Genomic DNA, 11,986 nt, shown 5'->3' on the forward strand with positions numbered 1-11,986 from the left:
GCGGAACTGGCCGCCGTAGATCGTCAGGCCGCTGATCTCGGTAGACGTCAGCTGGCCACCCTGGAAGGTTTGTGGCAGCGAGCGGCCATCGTCTGAACGCAGGATCGGCAGTACCGGCATCCATTCGCCGACCTTCACTTCGGTTTTGCTCACTTTCATCTTGCCGGCCACCGCCAGACGACCAAAGTCATCGACCGGGCTGCCGTCGCTGCCAACCGGCAGCAGCTGGGTGCCGCGCGTGCCTTTACCGCCATCGAGTTTGATCGACAACAGGCCCAGCGCATCGACGCCAAAACCGACCGGGCCCTGGGTGAACCCGGACTTGGCATCGAGAATAAAACTCTGCGTCCATTCCTCGGCCTTGCTTTGCGCATTGGTCGGGTTGGTGAGGTTGCGGTTGATGTAGAAGTTGCGCAGGTTGAGCGTGGCCTTGGCGTCGTCGGTGAAACCTTCGGCGTGGCCGGTCATCGGCAGGGCCAGGAACAGGCCGCTGCAACCAATGAGGCTAAGGGTATGACGGCGTTTGAAAATCTGGCGTGGGGTGCAGGCGGAGGAATTGCGGACGAGCTTGCTCACTATGACGCTCCCTTGTTTCTTTTTGTTTTTATTCGTTATACGTCGTCGTACAACATTGGCGGGGATTATTTGCGAGGGTCTGAGGGCTTGTCAATCAGAAGTTATTTGATGACCTTGTGAGCGGATGCGCAACTCGGCGCAGGTTCGCTCACGGTGCTGTCGGCCGCCGGGGTCTGTTTCTTCGGATGGGCATGGGCCCATACCGACGAAACGGCGAGCAGCGAGCCGAGGAGGGCCGCCGTGGTCAGGGCTTTCTTGAGCGTCGTGAGTACCTCTGGGGCAGGATCGAAGGGGCGCCAGTTTACCCGCCGCACGCTGAGTGTCGAAGATTCGGTTCAGCCTGTCGCCGCGACGTAGGGGCGAATGCTAGTCTTGGTCAACGCTGGTGTCAGGGAGCCCTCATGGGCAATCACAAGATCGGGATTCGTCGCAATAACGTCGAGAAAATTCTGCTCGGGGCGGAGAAGGTCTTCGCCGAAAAAGGCTTTGGCGGCACCGCCATGGCCGACATCGCCGCCGAGGTGCAACTGCCGCGCTCCAACCTGCATTACTACTTCAGCACCAAGACCGAGCTGTACAGCGCGGTATTGTTCGATCTGCTGGAAGTCTGGAAGCAGGACGCGCTGTGCTTCGAGCTGTTCGACGATCCGCGCGTGGTGCTCAGCAGTTACATCCGCGCCAAGATGAACCACTCCCGCAGCCGGCCTTACGGGTCGAAAGTCTGGGCCAACGAGATCATCCACGGTGCGCCGACATTGGGTGAGGCGCTAGACGCCAGCCTGTATGACTGGGCGAAGATGAAGGAAGCGAAAATTCGCCAGTGGGTGGACGATAAACGCATCTTGCCGGTGGAGCCTTCGAGCCTGCTGTACATGATCTGGGCCTCGACCCAGCACTACGCCGACTTTGATCATCAGGTGAATATTCTGAATGACCATCAGCCGTTGTCGGACATGCAGTTCGAGCGCGCGGTGCAGACAGTGACCAGTGTGATTTTGCGGGGGATCGGGTTGGAGCCATAAACCCAAAAATCGCAGCCTCGTTTCACTCGACAGCTGCTACAGAGAAATGCACCCCCTGTAGGAGCTGTCGAGTGAAACGAGGCTGCGATTTCTGGACTTTCAGCGATCAGAAGGCAACATGAAACGGATTCCTCGGATCATGATTCCAATCCAGAAACGGCTTGCCCGTGTCAATCGGCACCATCTCGATACAGTCCTGCACCGGGCAGGTGATCTGGCACAAATTGCAGCCCACGCACTCATCCTCAATCACTGAATATTGATGCGTCCCGTCCGCCTGCTTCAGACTGGCAATCGCCTGGTGCGAAGTATCCTCGCAAGCGATGTGGCAGCGCCCACAACCAATGCACGCTTCCTGGTCAATCTTCGCGATCACCTGATAGTTGATGTCGAGGTACTTCCAGTCCGTGGTGTTGCCCACCGCGCGCCCGGAAAACTCCGACACACTGGCGTAACCCTGACTGTCCATCCAGCGTGACAAACCGTCCTTCATCTCCTCGACGATCCTGAAACCATGCAGCATCGCCGCCGTGCACACCTGCACGGAACCGCTGCCCAGCGCAATAAACTCCGCCGCGTCGCGCCAGCTGCCGATGCCGCCAATGCCGGAGATCGGCAGGCCTTGAGTCTGCGGATCACGGGCGATTTCGGCGACCATGTTCAGCGCAATCGGCTTCACCGCCGAACCGCAATAACCGCCGTGGGTGCTTTGGCTGCCCACGGCCGGGTTGGCGACCATGCGCTCCAGGTTGACGCTGGTGATCGAGTTGATCGTGTTGATCAACGACACCGCATCCGCGCCGCCGCGATGGGCCGCACGGGCGGCGACGCGGATGTCGGTGATGTTTGGCGTGAGCTTGACGATCACCGGCAGCGAGCAATACGTCTTGCACCAGCGGGTGACCTGTTCGACGTACTCCGGCACCTGGCCGACTGCTGCGCCCATGCCGCGCTCCGGCATGCCGTGGGGGCAGCCGAAATTCAGTTCGATGCCGTCGGCGCCGGTGGCTTCCACCAGCGGCAGGATGAATTTCCACGACTCTTCGACGCAGGGCACCATCAGCGACACGATCAGCGCGCGGTCCGGCCAGTCCTTTTTGACCTGGGTGATTTCCCGCAGGTTGATCTCCAGCGAGCGGTCGGTGATCAGCTCGATATTGTTGAAACCCACCACCTCTCGGTTCGCACCGAAATGTGCCGAGTAGCGCGAGGACACATTGACCGCCGCCGGGTCTTCACCCAGGGTTTTCCAGACCACGCCGCCCCAACCGGCCTCGAAGGCGCGGACCACGTTGTAAGCCTTGTCTGTGGGCGGCGCGGAGGCCAGCCAGAACGGATTGGGCGCTTTGATGCCGGCAAAGACAATCGAGAGATCGGCCATTTACGCAGCCTCCACGTTGAGCGTCAGTTGAGCGTTGATGGCCTCGGCGGCGCGTTTGCCGTGTTGCACGGCTTGCACGGTGAGGTCTTGATCGAGGCTGGTGCAGTCGCCGCCGGCATACACGCCGGGGATGCTGGTGCGCAGTTGCTCGTCCACCAGAATCCGTTCGCCCTGACGCTTGAGTTCGCGGGCCAGCGGGTCGGCGAGGGCGCTGCCGTCAAAGGCCTGGCCGATGGCCTTGAAAATGGCGTCGGCGACCAGCTCGAAGGTTTGCCCAGTGGTTTGCAGGTGTCCGTCAACCAGGTGCGTGCGGGCGAAACGCATGCCGCGCACCTGGCCTTGGTCATCGAGCAGCACTTCTTCCGGTTGCGCCCAGGTCAGCAAGCGCACTTGATTGGCCTTGGCGATGTCCTGCTCGTGACCGGTGGCGCCCATGTCTTCAACGCCACGGCGGTACACCAGATTCACATCGCGAGCACCGAGGCGGGCCATCTGCACGGCCATGTCGATGGCGGTGTTGCCGGCGCCGAGGACGATGCAATGATCGGCCAGCGGCAGTTGAGTCAAGTCATCGGCCTGGCGCAGTTCGCGAATGAAATCAGTGGCGGCGAGCAAGCCGGGCGCTTCTTCGTGGGCTAGGCCGAGTTGTTTGCTGGCACTCAGGCCTAGGCCGAGAAACACCGCGTCGAATTGCTGATGCAAGTCGCTGAGGGTCAGGTTGTCGCCGAGTTTTTGCCCGTGACGGATTTCAATGCCGCCGATTTGCAGCAGGAACTCCAGTTCCTTTTGCGCGTAATCGTCCACCAGTTTGTACTTGGCGATTCCGTATTCGTTGAGGCCACCGGCCTTTTCCCGGGCTTCGAAAATCACCACGTCGTGGCCGTGCATCGCACTGCGGTGAGCGCAGGACAAACCGGCCGGGCCGGCACCGACTACGGCGATGCGTTTGCCGGTTGATGCTGCACGCGGGAAAGGATGTTCACTGAAGTGAGCGTTGTCTACGGCATAGCGTTGCAGCAAGCCGATCAGGACCGGGGCGCATTCATGGTCGTTGTTACGCACGCAGGCTTGCTGGCAGAGGATTTCCGTCGGGCACACCCTCGCGCAACTGCCGCCGAGGATATTCGCCGAGAGGATTTTCTGCGCGGCGCCCTGAACGTTTTCCTGATGGATATTGCGAATGAAAGACGGAATATCGATCTCGCTGGGACAAGCGTTGACGCACGGGGCATCGTAGCAATACAGACAGCGTGAAGCTTCCAGGTGAGCCTGACGATCATTCAGCGGCGGCGCCAAATCGGTGAAATGGCCGGCGAGGGCGGCGCCATTCTCATAAGGATGCGGGAGGTGGTTCAAAGTCTTGATCACGGTAGTGGCCTCACGGTGATTGAGGTGCTGCCTCTGGTGGGCATTGGTTTTTGTGTTGTCTGTTCTGACCCCTTCGCGAGCAGGCTCGCTCCCACAGGGGAATGCATTTCAAATGTGGGAGCGACGGTGCGACGATTCGACCTGCTCGCGAAGGCCGAAGGCCTCGATCTCAGCGGTTCACAGCTTTTGGCTGGTGCAGTGCAGCCCGCTTGCTCAGCAAATCAAACACCGCCGGATACGCCGGCCGTTCGACATAGCGCCCCGCGCCGCGCTCGGCGCGCAAATCGCCATCGGCCCAGACCACGCGGCCCTGGCTGATGGTGTGACTTGGCACGCCGCGCACGGTCTTGCCTTCAAAGATGTTGAAGTCGACCTGCTGGTGATGGGTTTTCGCTGAAATGGTCCGAGTGCCTTGCGGGTCCCACAGCACCAGGTCCGCATCGGCCCCGACACGAATCGCTCCTTTGCGCGGGTAGAGGTTAAAGATCTTCGCGGTGTTGGTGGAGGTCAGCGCCACGAAGTGCTGCATCGACAAACGCCCGGTGTTCACCCCTTCATCCCAGAGCACCGCCATGCGGTCTTCGATACCGGCGGTGCCGTTGGGGATTTTGCTGAAGTCGTCGCGGCCAGCGGCTTTCTGCTCGGCGCAGAAACAACAGTGGTCAGTCGCGGTGGTGTGCAAGTTGCCGGATTGCAAACCGTGCCACAGTGCCTCTTGATGACCGCGAGGACGGAAGGGCGGGCTCATCACGTAACCGGCGGCGGTCTGCCAGTCCGGGTGTTGATAGACGCTGTCGTCCAGCAGCAGATGCCCGGCCAGCACTTCGCCGTAGACCTGTTGGCCTTTGCTGCGGGCGTAGGTAATTTCGTCGAGGGCTTCTTTGGTCGAGACATGCACCAGATACAGCGGTGTACCCAGCGTCTCGGCGATACGGATCGCCCGACTGGCCGCTTCGCCTTCAACCTGCGAAGGCCGCGACAGTGGATGCGCTTCCGGGCCGGTGATGCCCTGGGCCATCAATTTGCGTTGCAGGTGATAGACCAACTCGCCATTTTCCGCATGCACGGTCGGCACCGCGCCGAGCTCCAGGCAGCGCTCGAAACTCGCCACCAGCGTGTCGTCCGCCGCCATGATCGCGTTCTTGTAGGCCATGAAGTGCTTGAAGCTGTTGACGCCATGCTGGCTGACCAACTCAGCCATCTCTTCGCGCACCTGTTCGCTCCACCAGGTGATCGCCACATGGAAGCCGTAATCCGACGCCGACTTCTCGGCCCAGCCGCGCCACTGGTGAAACGCCTCCATCAGCGATTGCTGCGGATTGGGAATCACGAAGTCGATGATCGACGTGGTGCCACCGGCCAGTCCCGCTGCGGTGCCACTGAAAAAGTCTTCACTGGCCACGGTGCCCATGAAGGGCAGCTGCATGTGCGTGTGCGGATCGATGCCGCCGGGCATCAGGTACTGGCCGCTGCCGTCGAGCACTTCGGCACCCGCCGGAACATCAAGGTTTTCGCCAATGGCTTTAATCACGCCGTCGGCGCAATAGACGTCGGCGCGATAACTTTCATCATGGGTAATAACGGTGGCGCCACGGATCAACAGAGACATTCCGAGTTCCTCGCAGGCAATGACCGGCTTATGCCGGTTCTAAGTGTTTTATATCAATCTGCCGTTAACAGGTGTATTCCTGCCAACGCTGTCAGGAATTGAAGCTAGTCTTAGTTCAAGAAATCAGCAAGAATAATTTATATAAGCTTATGGCTATTTTAACGTATTGATAAATAAAGAATAAAAACGAAAATCACCAAAATGGTGAGGCTGTTCACTATTTTGACGCACTTGACAGGTTCTAAAAATAGACAAGATTTCCTATGTGAAATCAGCTGCTTGAGGATGGTCTATGGTTGATGCGCGACGGTGAGAAAAAGTGTGATGCACCAGATTGAGTCCTGACGGTTCGGACAACTTGCCTGGCACTCGGCCTGAGTGAACGGACAGGTCACCGAAGATTCGCTGGATATATGAATAAAAACAGTTGGTTGTAACGTTTTGTGGAACTGCCCGATGCTCAATCGGGTTGCCCGGCACGTTTATTGATGGCCCGGCACCTGATGAGCAAAAAATAATTCAAAGAACAGTGGAGCGGCCATGCAACAGATCAGATCGCAAGTGACCGAGCGCGAAGGCTTGTTTGAGCTCGAAGCCGGCAGCGACGTCCTCGACAGTCCCCGTTACAACCACGATATGGCACCCACCAAGCTGCATGAACGCACCTGGAACAAATGGCACATCACTGCGCTGTGGATCGGCATGGCTATCTGCGTGCCGACCTACACCCTGGGCGGCGTACTGACCGCGTACTTCGGGTTGACGGTGGGTGAGGCGCTGTTGGCGATCCTGTTTGCCAACATCATCGTGCTGATTCCCCTGACGCTGAACGCCTTCCCCGGCACCAAGTACGGCATTCCGTTTCCGGTGTTGCTGCGTTCGAGCTTCGGCATTCTCGGCTCCAACATTCCTTGTCTGATCCGCGCCCTGGTGGCGTGTGGCTGGTTCGGGATTCAGACGATGTTCGGCGGATTGGCCATTCACTTGTTTCTCGGTTCGGTGTTCGAGGGCTGGAAGTCGTTGGGCGGCACCGGCGAAGTCATCGGTTTCATGGTGTTCTGGGCGCTGAACCTGTGGGTGGTGATTCGCGGCGCCGAGTCGATCAAATGGCTGGAAACCCTGTCCGCGCCGCTGTTGATATTGGTCGGTGTGGGCTTGCTGTTCTGGGCGCTGCCGAATGTGTCGATGACCGAGTTGCTGGCGATCCCCGCCAAGCGTCCGGAAGGGGCGAGCGTGGCAGGTTATTTTGCCGCCGGCCTGACCGCGATGGTCGGCTTCTGGGCCACCTTGTCGTTGAACATTCCCGACTTCAGCCGCTACGCCAAGAGCCAGAAAGACCAGATCGTCGGGCAGATTATCGGCCTGCCGTTGACCATGTTCCTGTTTGCGTCGCTGGGCGTGGTGATGACCGCCGCCTCGGTGAAACTGGTGGGCGTGACCGTCTCCGATCCAGTAACGCTGATCGGGCATATCCAGAGCCCGGTCTGGGTCGCGCTGGCCATGGCGCTGATCATCATCGCCACGCTGTCGACCAACACCGCCGCCAACATCGTTTCGCCGACAAACGATTTCCAGAATGTCGCGCCCAAGTTGATCAACCGCACCAAAGCGGTGTTGCTCACCGGGGTGGTGGGGCTGTTACTGATGGGGCATGAGTTGCTGAAAAAGCTCGGGCTGATCGTCTCTGACCTGAGCCTGGAAACGGTCTACTCGAACTGGCTGCTGGGCTATTCCAGCCTGCTCGGGCCAATCGCCGGGATCATGGTGGTGGACTATTTCCTGATCAAGAAACAGCAACTGGACTTGGCCGGGCTCTATCGCGATGACGTTTATCCGGCCTGGAACTGGTTCGGATTTATCGCGTTTGGAGTGCCGGTGGTGTTGACCCTGCTGTCACTGGGCAGCGATGCGTTCAGCTGGTTTTACAGCTATGGCTGGTTTACCGGCTCGGCGTTGGGTGGGGTGATTTATTACGGGTTGTGCTCGTTGCGACCTAGCCCGTCTGTCGCGAAATCGGCGGTGTGAAAGATGTTCGTTCCCACGCTCTGCGTGGGAATGCAGCTCGGGACGCTCTGCGTCCCAAATGCGGACGCGGAGCGTCCATGGATGAATTCCCACGCATAGCGTGGGAACTATCAGTAGAAAGCCTGAGGAGATCACCATGAACGCTGCCGTAGACGTTCTGCAATCCACCCATCAGCACATCAACCGCGACCGCCTGTGGCAATCCCTCATGGAACTGGCCAGACTCGGCGCCACGGTCAAGGGCGGCGTCTGTCGCCTGGCCCTGACGGACCTCGATCGTCAGGCCCGCGACATCTTCGTCAACTGGTGTAAAGACGCCGGCTGCACCGTCAGCGTCGACGCCGTCGGCAACATCTTCGCCCGCCGTCCGGGCCGTAACCCGAACCTGCCACCGGTCATGACCGGCAGCCACATCGACACCCAGCCCACTGGTGGCAAGTTCGATGGCTGCTTTGGCGTACTGGCCGGTGTCGAAGTACTGCGCACCCTCAACGACCTGAAAATCGAAACCGAAGCGCCACTCGAAGTCGTGGTCTGGACCAACGAAGAAGGCTCGCGCTTCGCCCCGTGCATGATGGGTTCCGGCGTCTTCGCCGAAAAATTCACCCTCGAAGAAACCCTCGCCAAAGTCGATGCAGAAGGCATCACCGTGGGCCAGGCGCTGAACGCCATCGGCTACGCCGGTCCGCGTCAGGTCAGTGGGCATGCGGTGGGCGCTTATTTTGAAGCACACATCGAGCAAGGCCCGATCCTTGAAGACGATCACAAAACCATCGGCGTGGTAATGGGCGCGCTCGGCCAGAAATGGTTCGACCTCAAGCTGCGCGGCGTCGAAGCCCACGCCGGCCCGACCCCCATGCACCTGCGCAAGGACGCGCTGGTCGGCGCAGCGGTGATCGTCGGTGCAGTCAACCGCGCCGCGCTGGGCCATCAACCCCACGCCTGCGGCACCGTCGGCTGCCTGCAAGCCTATCCCGGCTCCCGCAACGTCATCCCCGGCGAAGTGCGCATGACCCTCGACTTCCGGCATCTGGAGCCGGCACGCCTGGACTCGATGATCGCCGAAGTTCGACAAGTGATCGAAACCACCTGCGATGAACACGGCCTGACCTTCGAACTCACCCCGACGGCAGATTTCCCGCCGCTGTACTTCGACCAGGGCTGTGTCCAAGCGGTGCGTAACGCGGCCCAAGGTCTGGGCTTGTCGCACATGGACATCGTCAGCGGAGCAGGGCACGACGCAATCTTCCTCGCCGAACTCGGCCCGGCCGGGATGATTTTCGTACCGTGTGAGGGCGGTATCAGCCACAACGAAATCGAGAATGCCGCGCCGGATGATTTGGCGGCGGGGTGTGCGGTGTTGCTGCGGGCGATGCTGGCGGCGTCGGCGGCGATTGCCAGTGGGCAACCCTCGGCCTGAAACAACTGACGTGCGCTTCGGCAGGCACAGGTTCTACGCACGATCCAATCCCTGCGCGGTCGTACTCTTCACGGGGTTATAAAAGCCCCGTTTTACTGACGGAGTACCCATGAGCCAGGACGTCCTGAGCACCGACACCAATCGTCGCCAGTTGCAGCAGATCATTGCGGGTTTGTCCGACGGCGTGATTCTGCTGGAGCTCGACCAGACGATTATTTGGGCCAATGACGCGGCACTGGCCATGCACGGTGTCGGGCAGCTGCGCGAACTGGGCGCCAATGCCAGGGAGTACGCCAAGCGCTTCGCCTTGCGCTATCGCAATCATCACCCGGTGCCAAAGGCTAAATACCCGATCAGCCGCGTCGCCCAGGGCGAAACGTTCGACGATGTGCTGGTTGAAGTGACGCCTGCCGACGATGAAGAACGCACCTGGGTGCACAGGGTGCGTAGCATGGTGCTGGCGGACAGCGCCGGTGAACCCGAGTCACTGGTGCTGATCATGGACGACGTCACCGAGTGGGCCAGCGCCGAGCAGCGATTCGAAAAGACGTTCAACGCTAACCCGGCTCCGGCCGTGATTTGTCGCCTCAGCGATTTGCGTTATATCAAGGTCAACAGCGGTTTTCTGGAAATGACTGGTTATACCCGTGATCAGGTGATTGGGGTGTCGACGTACGAATTGGACGTGCTGCAAGGCGCAGAAAACAAAGGCCTGGCGATTGAGCGTTTGCGCGAGCACGCCACGATTCCACAGATGCAGGCTGAATTGCGATTGCCTGACGGGGGCAGCAAACAGGTGATCGTCGCGGGGCAACCGTTGGAGTTGAACGAAGAAGACTGCATGCTGTTTTCGTTCGTCGACATGGAGCCTCGGCACAAAGCCGAAATCGCGCTGCGCCAGAGCGAGGAGCGCTTTGCCAAGGCCTTTCGCCTGACACCGGTGCCGACGCTGGTGTGCAGTGCCGAGGATCAAAGGGTGCTCGATGCCAACGAAGCCTTCCTCGTCACACTCGCGTATCCCAGTGAAGAAGTGCTCGGCAAAACCGTGGTGCAGATTGATTTCTTCGCCGACTCGGGCGCAGGCACGCGCTTGTTTTCGGCACTCGAGAAGGCCGCAAGCCTGGACCGTGTCGATATCAGAGTCCGTAAAAAAACCGGGGAAGTGATCGATTGCACGGTGTCGGCCGACACCGTGAACATTCAAGGCAGTACCTGCTACCTGCTGGTGCTGATGAACATCACCGAACGCAAGCGCACCGAGCTTGAGCTGGTCGCGGCGATCGAGGAAGTCATGAAAGACGCCTCTTGGTTCAGCCGCACGCTGATCGAAAAACTGGCCAATGTGAAAAGCGTTAACGCGCCGACGTTGCCCGGCGCGTCCTTCACCGAGCTGACTGCCCGCGAGCGTGATGTGCTCGGCCTGATCTGCGAAGGTTTGGCCGACAAAGAAATCGCCGTGCGTCTGAAACTGGCGCCCAACACGGTGCGTAATCACGTTTCGATGGTGTACTCAAAACTGGGCGTTCACAGTCGCAGCGAGGCGATTGTCTGGGCGCGTGAGCGAGGATTGTTCTCCCGGCAATAGGTGCAAATGCACTAGTGCAGTCAGTGCAAATGGAGGTGTTGGTACCAGGCACCGGCGAATAGGCTGTCAGGATGCGAAACGAGTCTTTGACCGCTTTGTGTCCACGACGAAAGAGCCCAAGGAACCGCCACATGCATCGCCCACTCAACACCCTCTCCATTGACGAGGTTGCCCGTCAGCCGATGGGTGAATCGCCATGATTCACTTGGCGCAATTGCGTGCGTTGCTTGAACAGCACTTTTCTCCCCGTGCCTGTGAATGCAGTGTGTCGGGCGATAATTCGGTGACGGTGAAGCTGTATCACCCGGCGTCAGGTGAGGTCGACCTGGTGGTCAGTGGATTGAAGGTGACGAGCCTCAACTCGCCGCAAGCGGTGGCGTCGTTGATCGAAGAGCTGCGTTACGAACTGCAGAGCAACAGGTTGCATCGCCCGGGCGGGGACGAGTAGAGGCTGTCGTTTTTCGCGGTCAAATCAGCCTGAACACCTTATTTGCTGGCATTGGCCGGTGACTGGTCTATAAGAAACGGGAAGGTAAATTTTTCTGTGACCGGTCCGCGGCTTCGCGGTGTTGTCGTCGTGTCGCGGAAAGCATCCATTACTTACCGCGGGTCAGCTTATGAACAGTCTTGGAAAACGTGCTTTTTCGCCGCTGTCGCTCGCCTTTTGCGTTGCGATCCTCACTGGTTGCTCCAGTCCACCCCCTCCGCCACCCCCTCTACCACCCGTAGAAAAAACCTGCGAAACCGTAGACGACACCAATGTTACAGGTAACGCAAGTGGAGCCGGTGAAGTGACACGGGTCACTACGACTACTCGCTGCGTGACTCAATAACCTTGGGCGCGTGAAGCGTTGAGAACGATCCTGTGCACAACAAAAAAGGCAGTCCAAAGGCTAATGCCAGTCAGTTAAGCCAAACCGCACTTTGTAGCAGCTGGCGAAGCCTGCGTTCGGCTGCGAAGCAGTCGTGCAATCAGACGATGCGGTGTTTCAGGAAGACC

9 protein-coding genes are annotated in these 11,986 nt (G+C 59.4%); 5 read left to right on the plus strand and 4 right to left on the minus strand.

What is annotated here, in order from left to right:
* Window positions 1–576 (minus strand): OprD family outer membrane porin (locus PMI22_RS03485; protein ID WP_007948680.1); only part of this gene is annotated, 576 nt, incomplete at its 3' end.
* 401 nt (window positions 577–977) lie between these two features.
* Here PMI22_RS03485 and PMI22_RS03480 point away from each other — a divergent pair.
* The gene (locus tag PMI22_RS03480; protein WP_007948681.1) at window positions 978–1,598 is read left to right on the plus strand and encodes a TetR/AcrR family transcriptional regulator; all 621 of its coding nucleotides are present in this window, start codon (window positions 978–980) and stop codon (window positions 1,596–1,598) included.
* Between the two features lie 106 nt (window positions 1,599–1,704).
* Here PMI22_RS03480 and preA read toward each other — a convergent pair whose 3' ends face one another.
* The 3 genes from preA to hydA form a co-directional block, all read right to left on the minus strand.
* Window positions 1,705–2,979: an NAD-dependent dihydropyrimidine dehydrogenase subunit PreA gene (gene preA / locus PMI22_RS03475; protein ID WP_007948682.1), complete on the minus strand. Its 1,275-nt coding sequence runs from the start codon at window positions 2,977–2,979 to the stop codon at window positions 1,705–1,707.
* Entirely contained in the window at window positions 2,980–4,347 is a 1,368-nt protein-coding gene (locus tag PMI22_RS03470) for an NAD(P)-dependent oxidoreductase (protein WP_007948683.1), read from the minus strand.
* Window positions 4,348–4,516: 169 nt separating this feature from the next.
* Window positions 4,517–5,956: a dihydropyrimidinase gene (hydA, locus tag PMI22_RS03465; protein WP_007948684.1), complete on the minus strand. Its 1,440-nt coding sequence runs from the start codon at window positions 5,954–5,956 to the stop codon at window positions 4,517–4,519.
* A 540-nt stretch (window positions 5,957–6,496) separates the two neighbouring features.
* On the opposite strand from hydA, the gene PMI22_RS03460 reads away from it, so the two are divergent.
* The 4 genes from PMI22_RS03460 to PMI22_RS03445 all read left to right on the plus strand — a co-directional run bounded on the left by PMI22_RS03460 (window position 6,497) and on the right by PMI22_RS03445 (window position 11,434).
* Window positions 6,497–7,981 (plus strand): NCS1 family nucleobase:cation symporter-1, encoded by a 1,485-nt coding sequence (locus PMI22_RS03460; RefSeq protein WP_007948685.1) that lies wholly within the window; start codon window positions 6,497–6,499, stop codon window positions 7,979–7,981.
* Between the two features lie 136 nt (window positions 7,982–8,117).
* Complete coding sequence (locus PMI22_RS03455) at window positions 8,118–9,401, plus strand: Zn-dependent hydrolase (RefSeq protein ID WP_007948686.1); 1,284 nt, start codon at window positions 8,118–8,120, stop codon at window positions 9,399–9,401.
* 109 nt (window positions 9,402–9,510) lie between these two features.
* On the plus strand, window positions 9,511–10,986 hold the full coding sequence (locus PMI22_RS03450; protein ID WP_007948687.1) for a helix-turn-helix transcriptional regulator: 1,476 nt from the start codon (window positions 9,511–9,513) through the stop codon (window positions 10,984–10,986).
* Window positions 10,987–11,182: 196 nt separating this feature from the next.
* On the plus strand, window positions 11,183–11,434 hold the full coding sequence (locus PMI22_RS03445; RefSeq protein ID WP_007948688.1) for a DUF1652 domain-containing protein: 252 nt from the start codon (window positions 11,183–11,185) through the stop codon (window positions 11,432–11,434).
* Window positions 11,435–11,986 lie beyond the last annotated feature (552 nt).

This window comes from Pseudomonas sp. GM21 (genome assembly GCF_000282215.1).
Classification (GTDB): Bacteria; Pseudomonadota; Gammaproteobacteria; order Pseudomonadales; family Pseudomonadaceae; genus Aquipseudomonas.

Excerpts from the sequence above, each read along its gene's own strand:
- hydA (WP_007948684.1), bottom strand. The coding sequence starts at position 5,956 with ATGTCTCTGTTGATCCGTGGCGCCACCGTTATTACCCATGATGAAAGT.
- PMI22_RS03445 (WP_007948688.1), top strand. The coding sequence starts at position 11,183 with ATGATTCACTTGGCGCAATTGCGTGCGTTGCTTGAACAGCACTTTTCT.
- PMI22_RS03455 (WP_007948686.1), top strand. The coding sequence starts at position 8,118 with ATGAACGCTGCCGTAGACGTTCTGCAATCCACCCATCAGCACATCAAC.
- preA (WP_007948682.1), bottom strand. The coding sequence starts at position 2,979 with ATGGCCGATCTCTCGATTGTCTTTGCCGGCATCAAAGCGCCCAATCCG.
- PMI22_RS03450 (WP_007948687.1), top strand. The coding sequence starts at position 9,511 with ATGAGCCAGGACGTCCTGAGCACCGACACCAATCGTCGCCAGTTGCAG.
- PMI22_RS03460 (WP_007948685.1), top strand. The coding sequence starts at position 6,497 with ATGCAACAGATCAGATCGCAAGTGACCGAGCGCGAAGGCTTGTTTGAG.
- PMI22_RS03480 (WP_007948681.1), top strand. The coding sequence starts at position 978 with ATGGGCAATCACAAGATCGGGATTCGTCGCAATAACGTCGAGAAAATT.